A 23,190-nucleotide genomic window follows, 5' to 3' on the forward strand; every position below is an offset into this window, starting at 1 on the left:
AATTATATTTTTTCACTAAAAGTTCCTGCCCAAGTTTGAGTAACAGGCATAAGTTCTATTTCGTTAATATTGATATGTTCGGGCAAACTAATAATAAAAGCGATGATTTTTGCTATATCTTCAGCTTTAATGTATTTAGTATTTTCATAAACCTCATCAGCTTTTTTAATATCACCTTTAAATCTTACCTCACTAAATTCAGTTTTACAAAGTCCTGGAGCAATATTTGTTACTTTTATATTACTTCCACGCAAATCCGTTCTTAATGCTTTAGAAAATTGTGCCACAAAAGCTTTGGTTCCACAATAAACATTTCCACCATAATAAGGCACATTTGCAGCAATAGAGCCAAGATTAATCACATGGGCATTTTTTGCCTTTCTAAGCAAAGGTAAAACAGCTCTTGTTATATATAAAAAACCTTTAATATTAGTATCTACCATTACTTCTATATCCTCAACACCCAAAGAATCAAATTCTTGCAATCCTAAAGCAAGTCCAGCATTGTTAATAAGTAAAGAAATATTTTTCAACTCTTGTGGTAATTTTTCAATAGCCGTAAAAACTGCTTGTTTATCCCTAATATCAAGCACAATGGGATAAATTTTATCCCCATAAAGCTCTTGTAGATTTTGTAATCTTTCTTTGCGTCTTGCTATGGCTATAACTTTATAATCAAGCTCTATTAAAGCTTTTAAACTCTCTAAACCAAAACCAGAACTAACGCCAGTAATTAAAGCAATTTTCATAATTATCTCTCTTCATAAAGCATTAGATTTTCATTTTCTTTTAAACCTAATGACTTTAAATACTTTACATTTTGTGTTTTTTTAGCAATAATAGCAAAATCAAGAGCATTAAATCCTAAATCATCGACTTCTTTATAATTTGCCTTATATTCCATCAATAACTTTAGCATTTTCACATCCGCGTAGTTTGCCCCATGCATAAAGATATTTTTAGATGTATGCTCTAATGCACACAAAGTAATAAAATATGGAGTATTCGCACCCATACTAGTAATAGAAATTTTCTCATTATCATTAATATATTTTTGATTTACATCAGCACCATTTTCAAGTAATAATTTTGCTACATTGTAATTATTGTATTCAACCGCATAAAATAAAGGCGTTTTTCCAAAAGAATTTTTATAATCAATTAAGGCATTATTTTCTAATAAAACCTTTACATTATCTTCACTATCTAGTGCGAAAAATAATGCAGATTCATAACCTTCATTTAATTTTACACCAAGTCTAATAAATTCAACAATAACTTCACTTTCTCTATTGTTTAATAAAGCAGATTTAAAACCATTGTTTAATTCTAAATTACTAATTTTTTTAGCATAAATATATTCTTTGATTTGTACTAAAGAATTATTTTTATTGGCAACAAATTTTTCAAAATCAGAAATGTCTTTAAAAATTTTAGTTTCTCCAACTGCCCAATTTAAAAACTCATTTAAAGCATTACTAGCAAAATAGATTGCACTAGCTTTATCCAGACCAAATTCATCTTGAAAATATTGTGTCAGAGGATTTATAGCTTTGTTGTATTCTTTCCAAAATTCTTTGAAAAGTTTAAAATTTCCAATGCTTTGATAAGCCCAAAATCTAAAATAAGCTTTCAGTTTGGTAATTCTTTTTTCCAAAATTTCAGAATTTTCCAAAGATTTTTGGTATTCTTGTGGATTTAAGGCAATTTTTAATAATTTAAAATCAAATTTTCTTAAATCACTAAAATATTCACCACCCATACAAGCACTATTGCTACCTCTAATTTCATTTGCAAGTTCATAAAGTCTTTGTGTGATTTTATTATTTTTTAAAGAAAAATCGCAACTTAAATCAACTTGTGCATAATCTTGAGTATTTTTGGGATTAAAATCTTTAAAAAAAGACTTGTTTTCTTTTAAATATTCGCAATTAAATTCCAAAGCTACAACATTTAAACTAAAAAATAAACTTAATAATAAAAATCTCAATTATTTTCCTTAAAAATTTAAATTAAATTGCTATTTTAACTAAATTTTTACTTTAATAACAATTAATTAATTTAAAATTTATACAATAAAAATTTTGAAAACAAGGAAAAATATGTATCAAAGTTTTTACAAAACTGATTTTACTTATATTGTTTTACAAAGCAGTGAAAACAAACTTATTTGTGTTGATTTTACTACATCTAAACCTAACTTTACCAAAGAAAAACATCCTATTTTAGAACAAGCTTTGGAAGAATTAGATCTTTATTTTACAAAAAAACTTTTTTCTTTTAATACACCTTTAGCTCTTTATGGGAGTGAATTCGAGCAAAAAGTATATAAAGCTTTGATAAAAATTCCTTATGGGCAAACAAGAACATATCAAGAAGTTGCTTCTTGCATCAATCATCCAAAAGCTTTTAGGGCTGTTGGAAATGCTAACTCTAAAAACAAATTTCCAATTTTTATACCTTGCCATAGAGTAGTAGCTAAAAATCACTTAGGTGGGTATAATGGAGGTATATATTTAAAGAAAAAGCTATTACAACTTGAAAGTAATTTGTGATAAATTCAAGGAGTTAATGTAATAATTTTTGTATTTTGTTAATCTATTATTAATATCTAAATATAAAAAAATTAATTTTTAAAAGATAAATTTAACCAAAAATATTAACTCAGGTTATCATAATAAGAAATCTTACTCAAATACAAACCGCTAGCTGGAGCTAAAAATCTACAATGAGCTTTTTTAGCATTAATTTGCTCTAAAAGCTCGTTTTGATTCAATTTTCCCTCTAATACTTTTAAAATACTAGCCATCATCATTCTAATTTGCGATCTTAAAAAGCCATTAGCCTCAAAATAAAAAATAGTGTGATTTTTATAAAAATAAACCCTAGTTTTATACATTATTCTTATACTTGTTTTATTATCAGAGCCTTCTTTTTGAAAAAGCTTAAAATCATGCTCACCTTCAAATAAATACGCTATTTTTTTTGCTAAACTAATATTTATTTTTGGATAAAAATATACATATGAAGCCAAAAAAGGATTGTAATTTTCATGACTTAATATATAACGATAAGCCCGTTTTTTCACATCATAACGCACTTGAAAATCTTCATCTACTTTTTCAATATGTTTAATATGTATAAAGGGGTGAGAAAAATAATTAATTTTATTTTTTAAATAAACAAAATTCTTAAAATGTTCCCCTGTTTTCACACAAGCAACCGCATTAAAAGCATGGACACCCTTATCAGTTCTTGATGCAAATAAAGGCTTATCATAAATACCCAAATGCGACAAGGCTTGCGCTAAGGCATCTTGAACACTAAGCTTATGTGGCTGAGTAGCTGAACCTTGAAATTTAGAACCATCGTAAGAAAAGATTAATTTTAAAAGCATTTAATATTTGCTTGTAATTTTAATTTTAAAATAAATACTAGATGCAAGAAAAAATATCATAAAAATACTTCCAACAGCTACAAATGGAGGATTATAAAAACTAATCAAAAGACTAAAATAAGCAAATATAACTGCAAAAATTCCAAAATAGGCAAAACCTTTTTCATAACGATAAGTTACTATCCCAAAAGATAAAGCAAATAACACACTCGCCAAAGGAAACAAAGCAATTAATACATAAATAACAAATTCTTTAGCTTTTTCTTTACTGCTAGTTATATCATTCCAGTAATTATAAAAACTTTTAGTATTTAATTCCTTAGAAGAAAGTTTGCTTTTAATTAATAAATTTCTAAAACTTGAAATATGCCAATTTTTCTCTTTTATTTCATAAGCTTTACCTTCACTCAATTTAAAAGCGATTACTCCTTCATTAGTTTCCAATCTTCCTTCTTTTGCCAAAATCACTTGTTCTTTATCTTGCGGTTTTTTCTTTGGATGATACATAATAATATTTTGATAAATATCTTCTGAATTTTTATTATCTATAAAAACAAGCCACTCGCCATATCTTTGACCAAATTCTCCTGTTTTGATACTTATCTTAGCACTAATTTTTTTATAATCTACAAAATTATCAAATAGTTCAAATGAAATTGGTATAAAAATTAAAACTATTATAAGCATAAAAGCACTTACTAAAGCTGCAATTTTTACAAAAAAACTAGCTATCATTTTAGGTGTTATGCTTAATGCAAATAAAACCGTACTTTCGTTTTCTCTTGAAAGTCTATAAAAAGACAAAGTTAAAGCAATAAAAAAAGATATTGGTAAAGTAAAAGCAAGTGTTTTTGGTAAAAGATATATATATAATTTTAAAAGTTCAAAAAAAGATATTTCTATATAAGATGTAATTTTTGCAAGCTGAATAAAAAATACAATAGAAACAATAACAAATAAAGTAAAAAACAAAGATAACATTGTGCTTAAAAACTGATTAAGCAAATATTTATAAACTAGTTTCATATTATACTTTCTACACTCAAATTAATCAAAATTCCACAAAACAAAAAAGGAATCATAGGCATTTGATAATCTTTTTTAGCTATTTTTATAAACATTAAAAGGCTTAAAAAACACGCTATAAATAAAATCAAAAAACCTTTCTCATAGCCAAAAATTCCAAAAATCAAAGCAATAATTATAACATCACCATCCCCTAAACTTTCTAAATTTTCATACTTTTTTTTAAAATTTTTAATAAAATTTATAATACTTTTTAGCAAAAATATCATCCCCGCACCAAAACATACTCTAAATAAAAAACTATCTTGAAAATTTTCTAAATTTAAACCATTTTGTAAAAAATCAAAAGAAAAAGCTACGATAAATAAAATCCAAAGCCAAAGTTCGCTTACTGCTTTTAAATAATAATCCATCCAAGAAAGTGCCAAAAATAAAGCAAGAATACAGGCAAAAAGTAAAATAAGCAAGATATTATCAAAAAGATAAAAAGAATGCGCAAATAAACATGCACAAAAAAGTTCATTAAAAGGATAAATATAAGAAATTCTTTCCTTGCAAAAAGCACATTTTCCTTTTAAAAAAACAAAAGATATGACTGGAATAATATGACAAATTTTTAAAGTTTTAAAACATTTAGGGCATCTTGATCTTGGTTTTATAATACTTTGTTTATAGATAGTTCTTAAAATCAAAACATTAACAAAAGAACCTATGCAAAGTCCTAATATAATAAAAAATATCATTTACCAAAAGTTCTTTTGCGTTTTTTAAACTCATTGATTATACTTGTGATTTCTTTTTTAGTAAGTGCTGGAAATAAGGTTTGACTAAAATAAATCTCTGCATAACTTGATTGCCATAATAAAAAATTTGATATACGCTTTGCGCTCCCTACTCTTAAAAACAAATCTACATTTTCACTTAAATCAAGATTTGCTTGTATATTTGCTTCATTGATTTCAAGGTTTTTTTCAATCACTTTTTTAACAGCTCTTACTATTTCATCTTTAGCACCATAAGAAACAGCCAAATTTACACATAATTTTGTGTAATTTTTAGTTTGTTCTTGAAAATTTTGTATTTTTTGCAAAGTAGTCTCATCTAAAAGACCTAAATTCCCTATAGCTTTAAAACGAACTTCATTAGCAATAAATTTAGGTAAAGACTCATCAAGATATTTATTTAATAGCTTAAAAAGAAATTCTACTTCTTCTTTTGGTCTTTGCCAATTTTCTGTGCTAAATGCATAAAGGGTTAAATTTTGAATTTTTTCATCTATACATACTTCTATGATTTTTTCAACTACTTTAGCACCTTGGCTATAGCCAATTTTTTCTAAAAGTCCATTTTTTCTAGCCCATCTTCTATTGCCATCCATAACTACAGCAAGGTGTTTTAACTCATTCATTTTATCCCTTTATATCCATCAATCTTTTAAAAACAAACATAGGATTAAGTGATTTAACCACTTCAAATTTAAAATACTCATTTAAAAATTGCGCAACTTTAACAAAAGGTGTTTGTATATGAGTAATTTTACCATTATCAATGATAATTTTTAAAGCGCCAAAAATTTCAAAATACAAATACACTTCTAAAATATTTCCATTTTTCCTAGCTTCAAATAAAGCCCTATTTCCCTCATAAACAAAAGGTATATGATAAATTCCTTCAAAAAAAGCAAAAAACATTTCTTTATAAATTTCAAATTCATATGCACTTTTACTTTCTATAAGTTTTTGAGCGATGAATTTTTTATACCAAGCTTTTTCATCACCCTCTTGCAAAAGCTTTTCTATAAGATCTGCTCCTTCTTCAAAAAGTCTAATTTTAGGTTTTTTCAAAAGATTTTTAAAAGAAATCACACCTTTGTCTTCATAAACTTCAGCTAAATACTCCTCCCCTACTTCAAGCTCTATCATACTTTTTGTTTCAAGCTTTTTGGTATTTAAAAGCAACACATAGCGATTATATGATTTTTTTTCTAAAATTTGCATTCTTACAGGCAAGGTGGAATTAATGATATTCACCAAAGTTTCCTTAATTCTTGTGCTAAAATAAAACCAAGTTTTTCTTTGTTTTGTTTAAAACTTTGAGAAATACTATCTTTAGTGATAAAACAAATACTATTTTCATCACTTCCAAAAGTCATTTTTTCATTTAAGATATTTAAGCACACCATATCTAGATTTTTTTCAACCAAAGATTTTTTGGCATTTTCTAAAGCATTTTGCATGTCAAATTCCATCTTAAAGCCTATTTTTTTACCTTTAAAATCTAAATTTTTCAATATATCTTCATTAAGCTTTAATTTTAAATCAAGTCCATTTAAATGCTCATTTTTTTTAATTTTACCTTTAAAAGCTTTGGGAATAAAATCACTCACAGCAGCAGCCATAATCAAAGCATTAAAATCTTTGTATTTTTGCAATTTTTCTTTTAATTCTAAAGAAGATTCAAATTTTTCTAATTTATAAGGTGTTTTAAACTCTACTGAACTAACCAACACTACCTTAGCACCTAAAAAATACAAAGCATCCGCAATTGCTTTTGCCATTTTTCCACTCGAAAAATTACTAATACATCTTACATCGTCGATTTTTTCTTTAGTTCCACCACCACTTATAACAAAACTTTTATCTTTAAAAAAGTCTTCTAGCATTAAGCTTCTTTTTAAAGCATAAACAATACTATCAAGTTCAGCCAAAGCTCCTAAACCTTCATCTTTACAAGCTAGAGTTTTAACCACAGGATCAATGATAATATAGCCTTGCTCTTTTAAATTTTTTAAAGAATTTTGAGTGCTAAAGTGTAAATACATATTTGTATTTGCAGCAGGTGCGATTAAAAATGGCTTGTTTTTATCTACTGCTATTAAAGTTTGAATGAATAAATTATCCGCTATACCATAGTTTAGTTTATTGATAGAATTAACACTAGCAGGCGCAAAAAGCACACAATCACAAGTCTTACTAAAAGCTATATGATTATTAGTATTTTGCCAACTTTCATTTTCTTCACATAAAATTTCATCCACTAAGGCTTCAAAGCTAAGCTTAGTGCCAAATTTTAAAGCTCCCTGACTTAGCAAAACTTTAACTCCAAAGCCTTCTTTTTTTAATAAAGAAATAAGCTCATAAGCTTTATAAAAGGCTATGCTTCCACTTACTGCTAGTAAGATAGTTTTCATTTTTTACCTAGTTTTTTATAGTAAAAATCTTCCACGATTTGAACTTTTGCTCTATTAATATACAAAGAACCTTTTTCTACATCTTTATACACCGTGCTTCCTGCTGCGATGATTACCTCATCTTTTACCTCAACCGGAGCGATAAATTGCGTATCTGAACCCACAAAAACATTTTTACCTATTTTGGTTTTATGCTTTTTAACCCCATCATAATTACAAGTGATAGTTCCACAACCTATATTAGTCCCCTCATCTATCTCACAATCACCCAAATAACTCAAATGCCCTGCTTTAACTCCATTTAATAAAGCATTTTTACATTCTACGAAATTTCCTATATGGGTATTTTTAAGCTGACATTTTGGACGCAAATGCGCTAAAGGCCCTACATCGCTATTTTCTACTATACTATCTTCAATCACACTTGAGCTTTTAATGATAGAATTAATAATTTTTGATTTTCCTTCTATACGCACACTTTCATACACTTCGCACTCACCTACAAACTCAACCTCATCTGAAATAAAAGTCGTTGTCGGCATATGAAAAATCACTCCTTGCTTCATCCATTCTTTTTTAATCGCTTCTTGCATAAGATCTTGAGCTAGACAAAGCTCAATTTTATCATTTACCCCCATAAAATCTTGCTCATTTACAAACACCGCATCGATTTCATAGCCCTTTTCTTTTGCTAAATAAACCGCATCGGTTAAATAATACTCTTTAGCTTTATTATCATTTTTTATTAAAGGCAATACTTCTTTTAAAATTTGTGCTTTTATAGCATAAACGCCACTATTACAAATGTTTATAGCAAGTTCTTCTTTGCTTGCATCTTTTGTTTCTACTATTTTTTGAATTTTATTTTCTTTTAAAACTATTCTTCCATAGCTTTTTGGATCTTTTGCCTCAAAAACTGCCACATTAAAATCACTTTCATTTAAAGCTATTTTTTCTAAATCACTTGCTTTAACTAAAGGCATATCACCACACAAAATCAAAACTTTTTCATGCTTACTCTCATAACCCCTTAAAGCTCCTGCAGTACCTGGAAAATTTTGCAAGTCTTGTTCTAAAAAGCGTGTATTTGGAAAATACTCTAAAACAACTTGTTCGACTTTTTCTTTTTGATGAGAAAGCACCACACATACATCATCACTAATTTTATATGCTTGTTTTAAAATATGTAAAATCATTGCTTTTGAGCAAATTTTTTGAAGTACTTTTGGATTTTGTGATTTCATACGCGTACCAAGTCCAGCAGCCAAAATAAGCACAGAAATTTTCATGAAACACCTTTATAAAAAATTATTGCTTATTTTAACAAGCTAAAGTAAAAATTCTTACTAGTTGTTATTTGTTTTTTACAGATTTTCATTTACTTTAAACTTAAATTTATGGGGGGGGGTATAATGCCTTTTTCAATTTAAAATTAAAGGAGTAATCAAATGAAACTTTCTTATTATACAAGTAAAGTTTTAATGGGAGTTAGCATTAGTGCTTTATTAAGTAGTGCTACCTTAGCACAAGAAATAAATCATGGAAATTTTACTGATTATTTCAATTATAAAGATGGAATTTGGAGTTTAGATTCTAAAGAAAATATAGAATTAAAAATACAACCTGGAAGTATTCAAGCATATTATGGTAAAGAAAACCATGATAAACCTATAAAAGAATTTAATATCAAAACAAATGGTATTTTAACTATTGGAGATGAAGATAAGTGGATAGATGTAGGTAGTACTTCAACTAATGAAGCAAAATATGATTTATATAGTGTTAATTTAGAAGCAAAAGAAATCATTCTAAATAAAGATAAAACTACCTTAGAAGCATATAAAGCTTTTAATATAAAAGGAAATGTTACACTTAATGGTAGCTCACCTATAACAAATGATAATATACATGATGAAGAACTTGATAGACCTGGTTTATTTGTATGGAATGGATATGGCGAAAGAAATGGCTATATGAATATACAAGGAAATTTAAATGTAAATAATTCTTTTATTGCTATGTATGATGCAAATAAAAAAGGTGGTTTAATCTTTGTAGATGGAGATGTGAATATAAAAGATTCAGCTATAGGCATAAGCACAAATAGTGTTTCAAATTTAGGTATAAACAACTATGTAGCCATAAAAACTACAGGCAATTTTAACCAAGATATAGATAAAAACATAGTAACAGCACTATATACTAAAGATATAACAAGCATGCTTGAAACTAGCAATTTACTACCAAAAAATGTATTTTTTGAAGATACCGATTTAGCTCAATTTACAGACTATAAACTTAGTGTTTCTAATGATGGCAAAAGTCTTTTAATTAGCGGTGGTGCTAATGAAAATGTAAGAGATTTATCAAAAATATTAAAATCTGAAATTGATATTAGAAAAGAAGCTTTAGATACTTTTGAAGGTATAAAAAATAGCATAGAATACGATGAAGAATATAATCAAAATTCTTACCAAAAACCAGGATATATCGGAGATGAAGCTATGCTTGAGGCCATAGCTCAAGCAGAAAAAGAACTACAAGAACAAATTGAAAAATTAGAACAACAAATCCAAGATATAGAAGATAATGGTGGAAAATTTGATGGTAGTGATTTAGTTGAAAATATGAAAGATGTTAGCTTAGAAAATAAAAATTTAGCTGTAAATATGCTAAATAGTATTTTAGATTCTAAACTTAGCAATGATGCTATAGCAGCACTTACTTTAGATACAACAGGAAAAAATCTAAATACAATCACAACAAACACAAATGCAAGTGCAAAAGCTATAGTAAATAATGCTCAAAATTCTTCTGTTAATTCTTCCATAGGCGTAGCAAATGACCTAGCTATTGGAACAAGAATAGCAAAACTTTCAAATCCTTATCAAGATAAAGCTTTAGTAGAAAAATTTGCTACAACCCATATAGCAGCACTAGCAAGTGATGTTTATAATTACTATGGAAACTCTTCATTTAACAATAGCTTTTGGGGAAATGTTTTTGGTGGTGCAAATATCATAGATGGAGATAGCGGTGCTTTATATGGATTTACCCTAGGTGCTGATAAAAAAATCAACGATAATGCTTTGCTTGGTATTTACTTTACTTATGCTGATTCAACTATTAAAGATGGTGTTATGGAGCAAAAATCAGATAATTATCAATTTGGTATTTATTCTTTAATCAATCCAAACGATCAATGGGAAATTAATCTAAGAGCTTATGGACAAATTTCTCCAACAGATCAAAGTGTAACAATGCTAAGTGATTCTAGTAATGCTGATTATAATAGTAAATTTTTTGGTTTAAGTGCTAATGCTGGTAGAATTTTTAATCCAAATTCATCATTATTTATCAAGCCTTTTGCTGGTATAAATTACTACTACGCACACACTCCAAGTTATAAAGAAAGTGGTATGTTTGCAAAAGATGTTCAAAGCATGACAAATAATTCTATTAGTTTAGAACTAGGTGCTGAATTTAGAAAATATATGAGTGAAGAATCATATTTATTTATCACTCCAAAAATAGAACAATATATAATGAATAATGGAGATGATTATGTGGCTGGATTTGTTGGCTCAAATTCAAATTTTATCATCAAAGGCAATGATAAGAAAAAAACTTACGCTCAAATCATTGTAGGTGGTAATGTAGATATTAACGAACAATTTAGCCTTAATGCAGGTATTGGAGCTAAACAAATATTAGCTGGCAAAACAGATAATAAAAACGAAACTTATGTAAGCGGTCAAGTAGGTTTTAAATATAAATTCTAAAAATTTTGAGAAACTCCTTAAATGCTAGAGTTTTTACTCTAGCATTAAAAATTAGTCAAATATAGTATTTTTTTAAGAGTAAAATTGCTAAAATAATGCTTTTGATTTTAACTAAGGAAAAATTTTGAGGGTTTTACTGGTTTTATTTTTTTCAAGTTTGGTTCTTTTTGGTGCTGAAGCAACCATACCAACCGTGAATTTAAGTCTTAGTGCTCCAAATAGCCCTCAACAGCTTGTAACAACATTAAACATAGTTATAGTTTTAACTATATTAGCTCTTGCACCTACCATAGTTTTTGTAATGACTTCTTTTTTAAGACTTATAGTGGTATTTTCTTTTTTAAGAACTGCTCTTGGTACTCAAACTATGCCACCAAATACCATTTTAGTTACCCTAGCTTTGATTTTAACTTTTTTCATAATGGAGCCTGTTGCTACAAAATCATACAATGAAGGTATAAAACCCTACATTGCTGAACAAATAGGCTATGAAGAAGCTTTTGCCAAAGGTGTTAAGCCTTTTAAAGATTTTATGCTTAAAAACACTAGAGAAAAAGATTTAGCCCTTTTTTATAGAATTAGAAATTTAGAAAATCCAAAAACCATAGACGATGTGCCTTTAACGGTTTTAGTTCCTGCATTTATGATTAGTGAGTTAAAAACTGCTTTTGAAATAGGATTTTTACTCTTTTTGCCATTTTTGGTTATTGATATGGTTGTAAGCTCTGTATTAATGTCTATGGGTATGATGATGCTTCCACCTGTGATGATTTCTATGCCTTTTAAATTGCTTATTTTTGTTCTAGTAGATGGATGGAACTTACTCATTCAAAATTTAGTCAAAAGCTTTTTAACATAAAAATATTAAAAGTAAAAATATGTTTATTTTTTCATCGTTATTTAGTATATTTTGCTTACTTTTTGGTGGATATTTTGCTAAGAAAATTAAAATTTTAAAACAAAAACAAGCTAGGGCTTTTCTTGACTTTGCTATCATTTTTGCTCTACCTTGTTTAATTTTTGAAAGAACTTATCATTTAAATTTTGATTTTTCTTTGATAATGATTATTTTAATTGGTTTGTTTTCATCACTTGTTTCAGCTTTGTTTTGCACGATTTTAGCTTTCTTTTTTAAATTTAGTAAAAGCACTCTAGTAAGTATTTTTTTACTTTCAAGTTTTGGAAATACTTTATTTGTAGGTATTCCTGTCGTAATGGGAATTTACAAACAATCTTATTTTTTAGGAGAAATTATTCTTTATGATGCTCTTGCTACTTCTTTACCAGTAGCCCTGCTTGCACCTTTTATCATCTCTTTAGCAAGTGAGCAAAAAACGAGTTTTTTTCAAAATCTTAAAAAAATCTTTACTTTTCCACCCTTTGTTGCACTTATCTTAGGGATAGTTTTTAAACTAATCCAACTTCCAGAATTTATTTTTGAACCTTTGCGTATGTTGGGTTCTAGTGCTACACCCATAGCTTTATTTGCTATAGGATTAAACTTGGGTTTTAGCTCTATTACAACTTCTTATAAGGCTACTTCAATAGTCATTTTTGGCAAAATGATACTCACACCTTTGATATTTTTAGCACTTTTAAAACTCTTAAACTTTGAGCTAAATTCTAGCTCTATCATTGCCTTGCTTGAATCAGCAATGCCTACTATGACAATGGTTGCAGCCATGATAATGAAAGCAAAACTTGATACAAATTTGGCTGTGAGTTCAGTGGCTTTTGGAATAGTCTTTGCCTTTATTTCTTTACCTATTTGGGTGTATTTTTTAATCTAAGGATGTAAATGACATTTGCTATCTTTGGAAAATATCTTTACAATGATCTTACTTTTACCCTTAAAGCTTACAATCAAAAAGAAAGTAAAAAAGCTTTCAAAATCATAGAAAAATGCAAAAATGATTATTATTTTTTAGGTTATATTCGATATGAATTTTATAAATACTTAGAAGATGAAAATTATACAAGCAAAGAGCCTTTTTTATATTTTTTTGCTTTCAAAACAAAAAAAATCTTTATAAATAAAGAAACAAATTTAGACTTTTATCCAAACTTTTTATCAAATTTAAATCAAGAAAACTATTTTGTAAATTTTGACAAAGTTAAACAAGCAATAGCCAAAGGACAAAGTTACCAAATCAATCTTACTCAAGAATTACACTTACAATCAAATCTTAATATATATGAAAGTTTTTTAAGTCTTTATCCTAGACAAAATACCCCTTATAAAGCTTATATGAAAAATGAATTCTTAGAATTAGCTTCTTTTTCGCCTGAGCTTTTTTTTAAAATCAAAAATAAAAAAATCATCACAAAACCCATGAAAGGCACAATAAAACGCTCAAATAACCCAAAAGAAGATGAAAAATTAAAAGAATTTTTAAAACAAGATGAGAAAACCATTAGCGAAAATGTGATGATAGTTGATTTGTTGCGTAATGATATTTCTAAATTAATAAAAAAGAATTCTTTAAACTGCAAGCTCTTTCAAGTGAAAACCTATCCCACTCTACACCAGTTTATATCAAAAATTAGTGGAAAATTAAAAAAAGATATAAATTATTTTAAAATTTTTAAAGCTCTTTTTCCATGTGGTTCTATCACTGGTGCTCCAAAACTTGAAGCTATTAAACTTATACAAGATTTAGAACAAAGAGAACGCGGGATTTATTGTGGGGCTATAGGATTAATTCATAAAAAAAATGCAAAATTTAGCGTAGCTATACGCACTTTAGAGAAAAAAAATTATGATGATTTTTTAAGATATGGTGTAGGAAGTGGGCTTGTATGGGATTCACAAAAGAAAGATGAATTTGAAGAATTAAAGTTAAAAAGTAAAATTTTAAAACCTGATTTTTATTTATTTGAAACAATGTATTATAAAAATCATTCTATTTTATTTTTCAAAGAACATTTAACAAGGCTTTTAAATTCAGCCAAATTTTTTGGCTTTGAAACCCAAAATTTGATAGAAGAATTCAAAAACACAATAAACAAAAAAGATAAAAGAATTCATTTTAAATCTATACAAAATTTTAATGAATTTGTTTTTAATCATCAGTATTTTTTTACAAAAAGTAATTTCACTCAAAAAGGTTCAAAGGCCATTAAATTAAAACTCTTTAAAAATGGTCTTTATGAATTTGAATTTAATAATATAAGTGAAAACCTCAGCAAAAAAATACTTATAAGTAAAGATATATTAAAAGTAAATACCTTAACTCACCATAAAAGCTCTTTGCGTAGTATATATGATGCAAATTCATATTTATGGAAAGAAAATATTTGCTATGATATAGTTTTTTTTGATAAAGAAAATTTACTTTGTGAGGGCTCAAGAACTAATATCATTATAAAATTAAACGATGGGTATTTTACTCCATACACCAAAAACTGCCTAAATGGCATTTATAGACAAATGCTTTTAAAACACAAACTTATTAAAGAAAAAGATATTAATAAAAATGAATTTTTAAATGCTAAAGAAATTTATGCTATTAATTCCTTAAGAGGATTGAAGAAGGTGTATTTATAAAAATATTTTTTGGGCGATTTTAAAACATATCATCAAAAAAGGATAAATCGTGCAAATCAACACGCAAATATTTTCCAAAATGATAAAATACAAAATTCTTCAAGTGATACAGAAGCAACCATCACAAATGAAGCTAAAAATATGGCATAAAACAGAGTTTCAAACCCAAAGCAATGATATTTTAAAAGATGGTGATATATTAAATAAACTATACGAAAAATTAGCACAAATTATCAAAAACAATTTCAAAAGACTGACAAATCACAAAGCTAGACAATAATGAAAGTTTTAATCATAGACAACTACGATTCTTTTACCTACACTATAGCCTTTTATTTAAAAGAATTAAATATTGCTTATAAAATCATAAAAAATGATAAATTTAAAAATCCCAAAAAACTTGAAAAATACAATTTTACTCACCTTTTAATCTCACCAGGTCCAAATTCTCCAAAAGAATCAAAACTAAGCCTAAAAGCTATAAAATACTTTAAAAAGAATAAAAAAATTCTTGGAATTTGCTTGGGTCATCAATGTATAGCTTATGCATTTGGTGGTAAAATTTCAAAACTTCCAAACCCAACTCATGGCAAGGTAAAAACTATAAAATTCAAATCAAATCCACTTTTTAAACAACTTGAACAAAATTTTCAAATTTGTTTATATCATTCTCTTTATGTTAGCTACATAGGTAAAAAATGCGAAATTTTAGCACAAAGTAAGGATGGTATCATCATGGCTTTAAAACATAAAAAATACAATATTTATGGAGTTCAGTTTCACCCCGAAGCCATACTTAGCCAAAATGGTAAAAAATTACTTAAAAATTTTCTTACTTTATAATTACTTTAAGTTATATTTTTTATAATAAATCAAAAAGTTTAAAAATGAAAATTTTATATTTGCTTTTCTTACCCTTGTTTTTACTAGCTAATGATTTAAAAGAATTTATAGATTTAAGCTTAAACAATGAAAGTTATTTACAAAAGCAACTTCAATTTTCCAAAAGTATCTTAGAGCAAGAAAGTATTCAAAATGCTTATTTGCCAAGTTTGCATTTGGGAGTTTCTTATTTAGGCTCAAATAAAGATCGTTTCATCATAGAACCTCAAGAAAGCCTAATGAGCACACTTTCACTGAAATTTTTACTTTTTGATGGAGGTAATAGAGAAGCAAAAATCGCAAGTATGCAAAGCTTAAGACAACTTGCTCATCTTGAAAAAGAAAATATGGCAAATTATATAGCACTTAATGCTAGTGTTTTATATTTTAATTATCTTAGTTTAGAAAGTATTATAAAAAGCTATAAACAAAAAGAAACCACTTTGCAAAATCAACTCAAACGCTTGGAAAATTTTTATCAAGCTGGACTTGCTAGCCAAAGTGAGCTTGAAAGTATTAGAGCAAAATATGAGTTAAGTTCTTATGAATTAGCTCAAAATGAATTAAAATTACATGAATTAAAAAATGAAATTTATAACCTTAGTAAAACACATTTTATACCTTCTTTTCAAAATATTTTACAAGAGCCAAGCGTAGAAAAAAATAAAAGCTATGAAATAGCTCTTATGCAAGAAAAATTAAATTTAGAAAATTTAAAAATAGATTCTGCTAAAGCTGAGTTGTTTCCAAAAATATTTCTACAAAATAGTTTTAGCTTTTATGATATGAATTATAATCCTAAATTACCTTATGAGTTAAAAACAACAAGTGAAGATTTTTTAAAAGAACATGGACAAAGCAATCGTTTTTTTATAGCTTTTGAATGGAAAATTTTTGATTTTGGTGCTAATCAAAAAGCTCTAGAAGCTCAAAAATACACAAGCAAAATTACTCAATTAGAACTTGAAAAAACCAAAAGAAAAGTGGATATAGAACTAGATAATCTTTTGCAAGAAATTAAAATTTCTAAAATCAAAATAAAAGCATTAAAAGCTAGTTTTAATGCAGCTAATTTAGCTTTTGAAGCCATAGAGAAAAAATACAACGCAGGACTTTGCTCATATGTAGAATACTTAAATGCATTAGAATTAAAATATAAAAGTCAAAGTCAGCTTGAACTGGCTAAAAACGAATATGAAATCACAAAAGTAAGATATTATTTTACAGCTGGGGTTGATATAAAAACAAAGGTTTTAGAATGAAATTTGTATTTTTAATTTTACTTTCCTTATTTGCTTTAAAAGCTGAAGAAATTTATGCTAGTTTTGATGTACTTGCACAAAATCAATCTAAATTATCCCTGCAAAATGCTGGTATAGTTAAAATTATTTATGCTAATACTAATGACAAAGTAAAAAAAGATCAAATTTTACTTAAACTCGATGATACAAGCGAGCAAATAGCTTTAAAATTAGCACAAAATGAATACAAACTTGCCACTCTTACACTAGAACATACTAAAAGCTCTTTGGAAAAATTTAAAAAGGTTCAAGAAGTAATAGACAAACAAAGCTACGAAAATGTTTTATTTGAATTTCAAAAAGCACAAACTTTGCAACAAAAAGCTTTTTTAAACATACAATACTATAAAGACTTGATAGATAAAAAAACCTTAAAAGCGCCTTATGATGGGATTATTTCTAATAAATACATTGATATAGGAGATGGTGCGAGAGGGATTTCTCATGTTTTATTTGATTTTTTTTCTTACCCAAAAGTAAAATTGCTTTTAAGTTTTGATGAAAAATTTAAAGATAAAGTAAAAATCAATGATATTTTTATTTATAAAATAGATTCAAATGAAAAAGAATATCAAGGTAAAATTACTCTTATTTATCCAAGTATAGATATAAAAACGCGAAAAGTTTATGCAGAGGTTGAAGCTTTAAACTTTACTCCAGGTTCTTTTGGAGAAGGAAAAATCATCACTAAGGATTAATCTTGTATCGTTTTGCTATAAATAATCCTATTGCTGTTTTAATGTTTTTTATCGCTTTAGTAATTTTTGGTACTTTTTCTATTTTTAGTATGCCTATTAATCTTTATCCAAAAGTAGATATTCCTTTGATTAAAATCACTACTACCACAAATGGAGATTTAAAATTCATAGAATCAAAAATAACCAAAGAAATAGAAAATGCAATTTCAGATGTACAAGGGATAAAAAATATCAATTCTACAAGTTATAATAATTTTTCCATTTCGGTTGTTGAATTTGAACTAGGTAAAAATTTAGAAGTAGCTGCAAACGACATTAGAGATAAACTTAACACCATCACTCTTCCAGCAAAACCGACCTTAGAAAAAATATCCCCTGATGCAGGATCTGTTGTATCGTTATTTTTAAGTTCTAGTGATAATTTAAAACTTATGCGAAAAATTGACAATGATATAAAGCCCTTTTTGCAAAGAATTGCAGGTGTTGGAACGATCAATGATATAGCCTTTTTAAAACCACAAGTTCAAATCAAACTCTTGCCTAATGCTTTACAAAAATACCAAATTAATGCACTTGATGTAGCCAAAATCATTCAAAGTCATAATTTTAAACAATACTTAGGTGAATTTGAAAATTCTAAAGATAATTTAGCTATAAAAGGATATTTTGAAGCACAAAACTTAGAAGAGTTAAAAAACATACGCATTTTTAGTGGAGTATTTTTAAAAGACATAGCAAATATTAGTTATGGCTTAGAAGATCAAAAACAATTTGCAATGCTTGATACAAAAGATGGTGTGTTACTTGAGCTTAATAAAATTTCTGGTTATAACTCTTTAAAAGTTATAGAAAATATCAAAAATTCTTTAAAAACACTGCAAACAATAGCAGGTGATGATATAGAAATCAAAATAGTATATGATAAAAGTCAAAATATTTTAAAACATATAAATCAAGTCATTTTTGATATGATTTTTGGTGTAGTTTTAACGCTTTTAATAGTATATGTATTTTTAAGAAATATCAGTGCGACTATTTTAGCTTTTATTGTTTTGCCAACTTCAATTATTTCTAGTTTTTTCTTAATCAATCTTTTAGGTTATGATATTAATCGCTTAACTATCATAGCCTTAACTTTAAGTATAGGAATTTTTATAGATGATGCTATAGTTATAATTGAAAGCATAGCTAAAAAGGCAAAAAATCTTCCTCCTTTACAAGCTTCTTTTGAAGGTATTAAAGAAATTGGCTTTAGTGTTTTAAGCATCAGTGCTGTTTTATTGTGTGTGTTTATACCTATTGCTTATATGAATTCAATTCCTGGTTTATTTTTTAATGTATTAGCCACTAGCGTTGCTTCTGGGGTGATTATAAGCTATCTTGTAAGTGTGTTTTTAATCCCTACTTTGAGTGCTAGATTTTTAAACACTAATGAAAGTGTATTTTATAAAAAAAGTGAATTTTTATTTATAAAACTTGATCTTTTTTATGAAAATTTACTTTATAAAGTTTTGGCTAATAAAATTAAATTCATCATATCAACTATTATTATAATTATTTTATGCTTTTCCCTAGCTCCAAAAATAGGTTTGGATTTTCTACCTATAGAAGAAGATAGTGAAATACAAATTTTATTAGAAAGCAAAGAAGATTTATCTTTAGAAGCTATGAAAATAAAAAGTTTAGAAGTATATGAAAGTATAAAGCAAGATTCAAGTGTTGCCTATGCATATTTACTCATAGGATATAACGACGCAAAAGAAATCAAAAAAGCAAAAATTTATGTAAAATTAAAACCCTTAAATGAAAGAGAATTTAGACAACCCAAACTTATAAGTATTTTTCAAGAAAAATTAAACCCATATAAAGATTTAAAAATAAAAGTTTTAGAACTCCCTAAAATAGAAGGTGCAGGTATAGAAGATCCTGTGCAAATTCAAATTCTAGGTGATGATTTAAAGCTGATAAAACAAGCCATTGATAGAGCAAAAGAAGTATTTTCAAAACATGAAGGTTTTGTTGCCATAGATGATAATGAAGGAGATTTAAAAGAAGAAATAGCCATCACTATCAATAAAGAAAAAGCAGCAAAACTTGGTATCAATCCTCAAGAACTTGCCTATGTTTTAGCTTATTCTTTTGGAAATTTAAGCGTTGGAAATATGGACTATAAAAATTTTAAAGATGAAATTATCCTTAGTTTTGATAAATCTTTTAAGCAAAATCCAACAAGTCTTGAGCTAATAGAACTTAAAAATCAATACAATGAAAACATAAAGCTTTCTAGTATTGCAAATTTTTCATACAAAAAAGATCTTTCCTTAATCAACAGACATAACAAAACCACAAGTATAAAACTAACTTCAAGCATAGAAAACATTTCTTTAGGCGAAGTAAGAAAAATTTTTGAGTCCAACTTAGCTTATATTTTAGGAAATAACAATCTATCTTTTGCTTATTCTGGATTTTTAGACTTTTTAGATGATACTATTAGTGGGTTTTTATTTTCTATATCTTTAGGAATGGTTTTAATTTATCTAATTCTTGCTTCTTTATACTCAAGCTTAATACTTCCTTTAATCATTATGATAAGTATGCCTTTAGCTTTTGGTGGAGCATGTTTTGGAATTTTTATCACAGGAAATCATTTTTCTTTATTTGTGCTTGTGGCTATCATTTTGCTTTTTGGTATGGTAGGTAAAAATGCTATATTATTAGTAGATGTAGCTAATAAAAAATGCGATGAAGGCATGGATATAGAAAAAGCACTAATTTATGCAGGAAAAAGTCGTTTAAGAGCCATTTTAATGACAACCTTTGCGATGATTTTTTCCATGCTTCCACTAGCACTTTCAAAAGGTTCTGGCTTTGAGGGAAATTCTCCTATGGCCATTGCTATTATATTTGGTCTTATTAGCTCAACCTTACTTACACTTTTAGTAGTGCCAGCTTTATTTAAATTTGCTTATAATTTAGATATAAAAATTAAAAAAATCTACCAAAGACAAAAAATTTAAACTTTTTTTTAATTCTCATTTACTTTAAACTTAAATTTATGGGGGGGGTATAATGCTTTTTTTAATTTAAATTTAAAGGAGTAATCAAATGAAACTTTCTTATCATACAAGTAAAGTTTTAATGGGAGTTGGTATTAGTGCTTTGTTAAGCAGTGCTGCCTTGACACAAGAAATCACCATTAATGGCTATGATAGCACCATGGAGCAATATTTTGAAACAAACGATGGACGAAATTTCAATTTAAAAACAGATCATACTAATGATAATTTAACCATAGATCTTTTTCACGCAGACTTAGCGAATGATATAGTTAATGATGAATTTAAAGATCTCTCAAGAGTAAGTATAAACATGGGTTCTAATAATCTCACTTTTAAGAATACCTCTGAAGATGCTAGTTATGTAACAAACTATACCATTAATGCCAAAAAAACAGAAGCTACAGATGTGATATTCCAAAGCTTAGATGGAAAATCTATAGTTAATGGAAATTTTAGCATAAAAGGTTCATCTAATCCTGCAGATGGTGTTTTAGATGATATAAAATCTTCAGCTATTTTAATCGCCGATGGACATGGATTTCAAGGCTCTCTTGAAGTAAATGGAAATTTTACAGCAGATAAATCTACTCTATTTACCATAGGTGGCAATAAAAGTCAAAACCACATTCAAGTAAATGGCAAAGCAAATATCACAAATTCGACTTTTTCCATAGGGACAACAAGTTTTGGTGACTTAGCTTTAAATAATTATATTTTCATGAGTGCAAGCGAAGGATTTAATGAAGATATAACAAGCTCAAACAAAGCTAGTGCAAACATAAGTAAAAGTTTTGAAAGCGCTACAGGTATAAACCATAAGGATTTAGGACTTGATTCTGACATTATAAGAGCTATGGATGTAAAAGATTTTGTTGATTATGAACTTTCTACTAAAGATAATAAGCTTTTAATTAGCGGTGGTGCAAACGAAAATGTAAATAACAACAAGATGGTTTTAGAAAGCGATAAAAAATATCTAGAATTAATTAAAACTGATTTAGAAGATGCCAAAGATGATGAAGGTGCTAATATAGAAAAAATAGATGAAGCCATAGCAAAAATTGAAGAACAAATAACACAAATTCAAGAAATGATTAACAATGCTGGAAGTGGAGAAATTTCTAATGATGATTATGTTAAAAACGATTCTAGTGTTTCAGCTTCTAATAAAGATTTTGTTTCTAAAATTTTAGATGGACTTGCACTTGGTAAAGACTTTAACGCAATAGGTAGTATCAAATTTGACAAAGCCGGAGAGCAAATAGCAAACGATATAAAAGATTCGGCTAAATCTATCTCAAATGTAAATCAAGCCTCATCAGGCATAAACTCAACTATTAATGTTTCTAATGATGTATCTATAGGTTCTCGTGTAGCTATGTTGAATAATCCTTATGGAAACTATGCTATGAAACTATCTAAAATAAGATTTGCTGCCAATGATTACATGGGAAATTATATAGATAATTATAAAAACAGTATTTGGGGCAATGTAATAGGCGGTGCAAATATCATAGATGGAGATAGTGGTGCTTTATATGGAGCTACCATAGGTATGGATAGAAAAATCAACGATGATGTTATTATTGGAGCTTATTTTACTTATGCAAACGCTGAAATAAAAGATAATCTTTTAACACAAAAATCAGATAATTTCCAATTTGGTGCTTATTCTAATATCTATATAAGTCCAAAAGTTGAAGTTAATGTTAAAGCTTACACTCAATTTTCTCCTACAGATCAAGATATTATAAATAGAGGATTTAACACAACAAATAGTGCTGATTTTACTAGAAAATTCTTTGGCTTAAGTGCTAATGTGGGATATGTTTTTGATTTTAGTGATAATACTTTATTTATCAAACCTTTTGCTGGGGCAAACTACTACTATGCACACACTCCAAGCTATAGTGAAAGCAGAATTGCTGGAAAAGATATAGAAAGCGCTAGCAACAACTCCATCTCATTAGAACTAGGAACTGAACTTAGAAAATATATGAGTGAAGAATCATATTTATTTATCACTCCAAAAATAGAACAATATATAATGAATAATGGAGATGATTTTATAGCAAGTTTAAATGGAGTAGCATTGCCTAGCGTAAAAAGCGATGATAAGAAAAAAACTTACGCTCAAATCATTGTAGGTGGTAATGTAGATATTAACGAACAATTTAGCCTTAATGCAGGTATTGGAGCTAAACAAATATTAGCTGGCAAAACAGATGGTAAAAATGAAACTTATGTAAGTGGTCAAGTAGGTTTTAAATATAAATTCTAAAAATTTTGAGAAACTCCTTAAATGCTA

General features: G+C 27.4%; 21 protein-coding genes. 12 read left to right on the forward strand and 9 right to left on the reverse strand.

The features are described from left to right. Window positions 1-2: 2 nt before the first annotated feature. Together CARM_RS05030 and CARM_RS05035 are read right to left on the reverse strand one after the other, a co-directional pair. Window positions 3-749 (reverse strand): SDR family NAD(P)-dependent oxidoreductase, encoded by a 747-nt coding sequence (locus tag CARM_RS05030; RefSeq protein WP_139425924.1) that lies wholly within the window; start codon window positions 747-749, stop codon window positions 3-5. Between the two features lie 2 nt (window positions 750-751). Continuing rightward, on the reverse strand, window positions 752-1,990 hold the full coding sequence (locus CARM_RS05035; protein ID WP_139425922.1) for an ankyrin repeat domain-containing protein: 1,239 nt from the start codon (window positions 1,988-1,990) through the stop codon (window positions 752-754). 112 nt (window positions 1,991-2,102) lie between these two features. Here CARM_RS05035 and CARM_RS05040 point away from each other — a divergent pair, with 112 nt between their 5' ends. Continuing rightward, complete coding sequence (locus CARM_RS05040) at window positions 2,103-2,555, forward strand: methylated-DNA--[protein]-cysteine S-methyltransferase (protein WP_139425920.1); 453 nt, start codon at window positions 2,103-2,105, stop codon at window positions 2,553-2,555. A gap of 104 nt (window positions 2,556-2,659) precedes the next feature. On the opposite strand, the gene truA is transcribed toward CARM_RS05040, so the two are convergent. The 7 genes from truA to glmU are packed head-to-tail and all read right to left on the reverse strand — an operon-like array spanning window position 2,660 to window position 8,902. Beyond that, complete coding sequence (gene truA / locus CARM_RS05045; protein WP_139425918.1) at window positions 2,660-3,397, reverse strand: tRNA pseudouridine(38-40) synthase TruA; 738 nt, start codon at window positions 3,395-3,397, stop codon at window positions 2,660-2,662. After that, a complete protein-coding gene (locus tag CARM_RS05050) occupies window positions 3,398-4,423 on the reverse strand; it encodes an LptF/LptG family permease (protein ID WP_139425916.1) in 1,026 nt (341 codons plus the stop codon). After that, window positions 4,420-5,166, reverse strand: coding sequence for a prepilin peptidase (locus CARM_RS05055; protein ID WP_139425914.1), 747 nt, complete (start codon window positions 5,164-5,166; stop codon window positions 4,420-4,422). Before CARM_RS05055 ends, CARM_RS05050 begins: the two co-directional genes overlap by 4 nt. After that, on the reverse strand, window positions 5,163-5,831 hold the full coding sequence (uppS, locus tag CARM_RS05060) for a polyprenyl diphosphate synthase (RefSeq protein WP_139425912.1): 669 nt from the start codon (window positions 5,829-5,831) through the stop codon (window positions 5,163-5,165). The genes CARM_RS05055 and uppS overlap by 4 nt, the downstream gene beginning before the upstream one ends. A gap of 1 nt (window position 5,832) precedes the next feature. After that, window positions 5,833-6,453, reverse strand: a complete 621-nt coding sequence (locus tag CARM_RS05065) for a hypothetical protein (protein WP_167507494.1) — start codon at window positions 6,451-6,453, stop codon at window positions 5,833-5,835. Then, on the reverse strand, window positions 6,450-7,613 hold the full coding sequence (gene coaBC / locus CARM_RS05070) for a bifunctional phosphopantothenoylcysteine decarboxylase/phosphopantothenate--cysteine ligase CoaBC (RefSeq protein ID WP_139425907.1): 1,164 nt from the start codon (window positions 7,611-7,613) through the stop codon (window positions 6,450-6,452). Before coaBC ends, CARM_RS05065 begins: the two co-directional genes overlap by 4 nt. Beyond that, window positions 7,610-8,902 carry a bifunctional UDP-N-acetylglucosamine diphosphorylase/glucosamine-1-phosphate N-acetyltransferase GlmU gene (gene glmU / locus CARM_RS05075; protein WP_139425905.1) on the reverse strand — a complete coding sequence of 431 codons (1,293 nt, stop codon included), beginning with the start codon at window positions 8,900-8,902 and terminating at the stop codon, window positions 7,610-7,612. The genes coaBC and glmU overlap by 4 nt, the downstream gene beginning before the upstream one ends. A 159-nt stretch (window positions 8,903-9,061) precedes the next feature. Here glmU and CARM_RS05080 point away from each other — a divergent pair, with 159 nt between their 5' ends. The 11 genes from CARM_RS05080 (at window position 9,062) to CARM_RS05130 (ending at window position 23,163) form a co-directional block, all read left to right on the forward strand. Next, window positions 9,062-11,395, forward strand: a complete 2,334-nt coding sequence (locus CARM_RS05080) for an autotransporter outer membrane beta-barrel domain-containing protein (RefSeq protein ID WP_139425903.1) — start codon at window positions 9,062-9,064, stop codon at window positions 11,393-11,395. A gap of 124 nt (window positions 11,396-11,519) precedes the next feature. Further along, entirely contained in the window at window positions 11,520-12,254 is a 735-nt protein-coding gene (gene fliP / locus CARM_RS05085) for a flagellar type III secretion system pore protein FliP (protein ID WP_139425901.1), read from the forward strand. A gap of 19 nt (window positions 12,255-12,273) precedes the next feature. Beyond that, entirely contained in the window at window positions 12,274-13,185 is a 912-nt protein-coding gene (locus CARM_RS05090) for an AEC family transporter (RefSeq protein ID WP_139425899.1), read from the forward strand. Between the two features lie 8 nt (window positions 13,186-13,193). Further along, window positions 13,194-14,942: a bifunctional chorismate-binding protein/class IV aminotransferase gene (locus CARM_RS05095; RefSeq protein WP_139425897.1), complete on the forward strand. Its 1,749-nt coding sequence runs from the start codon at window positions 13,194-13,196 to the stop codon at window positions 14,940-14,942. 9 nt (window positions 14,943-14,951) lie between these two features. Continuing rightward, window positions 14,952-15,092 carry a hypothetical protein gene (locus CARM_RS05100; protein WP_161593797.1) on the forward strand — a complete coding sequence of 47 codons (141 nt, stop codon included), beginning with the start codon at window positions 14,952-14,954 and terminating at the stop codon, window positions 15,090-15,092. Further along, window positions 15,070-15,222, forward strand: a complete 153-nt coding sequence (locus CARM_RS05105) for a hypothetical protein (RefSeq protein ID WP_161593798.1) — start codon at window positions 15,070-15,072, stop codon at window positions 15,220-15,222. The genes CARM_RS05100 and CARM_RS05105 overlap by 23 nt, the downstream gene beginning before the upstream one ends. Continuing rightward, entirely contained in the window at window positions 15,219-15,785 is a 567-nt protein-coding gene (locus tag CARM_RS05110; protein WP_167507511.1) for an anthranilate synthase component II, read from the forward strand. Before CARM_RS05105 ends, CARM_RS05110 begins: the two co-directional genes overlap by 4 nt. Before the next feature lie 44 nt (window positions 15,786-15,829). Further along, entirely contained in the window at window positions 15,830-17,086 is a 1,257-nt protein-coding gene (locus tag CARM_RS05115) for a TolC family protein (protein WP_139425893.1), read from the forward strand. Beyond that, entirely contained in the window at window positions 17,083-17,823 is a 741-nt protein-coding gene (locus tag CARM_RS05120) for an efflux RND transporter periplasmic adaptor subunit (RefSeq protein WP_139425891.1), read from the forward strand. Before CARM_RS05115 ends, CARM_RS05120 begins: the two co-directional genes overlap by 4 nt. A 2-nt stretch (window positions 17,824-17,825) precedes the next feature. Then, window positions 17,826-20,840, forward strand: a complete 3,015-nt coding sequence (locus CARM_RS05125; RefSeq protein ID WP_139425889.1) for an efflux RND transporter permease subunit — start codon at window positions 17,826-17,828, stop codon at window positions 20,838-20,840. An 88-nt stretch (window positions 20,841-20,928) separates the two neighbouring features. Beyond that, window positions 20,929-23,163: an autotransporter domain-containing protein gene (locus CARM_RS05130; protein WP_139425888.1), complete on the forward strand. Its 2,235-nt coding sequence runs from the start codon at window positions 20,929-20,931 to the stop codon at window positions 23,161-23,163. The last annotated feature ends 27 nt before the right edge of the window (window positions 23,164-23,190 follow it).

The sequence above is a fragment of the Campylobacter armoricus genome, from assembly GCF_013372105.1.
Taxonomy (GTDB): domain Bacteria; phylum Campylobacterota; class Campylobacteria; order Campylobacterales; family Campylobacteraceae; genus Campylobacter_D; species Campylobacter_D armoricus.

What these genes read in the sequence shown, in the direction of transcription:
- CARM_RS05090 (WP_139425899.1), top strand. Translation starts at nt 12,274, where the DNA reads ATGTTTATTTTTTCATCGTTATTTAGTATATTTTGCTTACTTTTTGGT.
- CARM_RS05095 (WP_139425897.1), top strand. Translation starts at nt 13,194, where the DNA reads ATGACATTTGCTATCTTTGGAAAATATCTTTACAATGATCTTACTTTT.
- truA (WP_139425918.1), bottom strand. Translation starts at nt 3,397, where the DNA reads ATGCTTTTAAAATTAATCTTTTCTTACGATGGTTCTAAATTTCAAGGT.
- CARM_RS05130 (WP_139425888.1), top strand. Translation starts at nt 20,929, where the DNA reads ATGAAACTTTCTTATCATACAAGTAAAGTTTTAATGGGAGTTGGTATT.
- CARM_RS05080 (WP_139425903.1), top strand. Translation starts at nt 9,062, where the DNA reads ATGAAACTTTCTTATTATACAAGTAAAGTTTTAATGGGAGTTAGCATT.
- CARM_RS05040 (WP_139425920.1), top strand. Translation starts at nt 2,103, where the DNA reads ATGTATCAAAGTTTTTACAAAACTGATTTTACTTATATTGTTTTACAA.
- CARM_RS05105 (WP_161593798.1), top strand. Translation starts at nt 15,070, where the DNA reads ATGAAGCTAAAAATATGGCATAAAACAGAGTTTCAAACCCAAAGCAAT.
- glmU (WP_139425905.1), bottom strand. Translation starts at nt 8,902, where the DNA reads ATGAAAATTTCTGTGCTTATTTTGGCTGCTGGACTTGGTACGCGTATG.
- CARM_RS05120 (WP_139425891.1), top strand. Translation starts at nt 17,083, where the DNA reads ATGAAATTTGTATTTTTAATTTTACTTTCCTTATTTGCTTTAAAAGCT.
- CARM_RS05115 (WP_139425893.1), top strand. Translation starts at nt 15,830, where the DNA reads ATGAAAATTTTATATTTGCTTTTCTTACCCTTGTTTTTACTAGCTAAT.
- uppS (WP_139425912.1), bottom strand. Translation starts at nt 5,831, where the DNA reads ATGAATGAGTTAAAACACCTTGCTGTAGTTATGGATGGCAATAGAAGA.
- CARM_RS05030 (WP_139425924.1), bottom strand. Translation starts at nt 749, where the DNA reads ATGAAAATTGCTTTAATTACTGGCGTTAGTTCTGGTTTTGGTTTAGAG.
- CARM_RS05050 (WP_139425916.1), bottom strand. Translation starts at nt 4,423, where the DNA reads ATGAAACTAGTTTATAAATATTTGCTTAATCAGTTTTTAAGCACAATG.
- CARM_RS05055 (WP_139425914.1), bottom strand. Translation starts at nt 5,166, where the DNA reads ATGATATTTTTTATTATATTAGGACTTTGCATAGGTTCTTTTGTTAAT.
- coaBC (WP_139425907.1), bottom strand. Translation starts at nt 7,613, where the DNA reads ATGAAAACTATCTTACTAGCAGTAAGTGGAAGCATAGCCTTTTATAAA.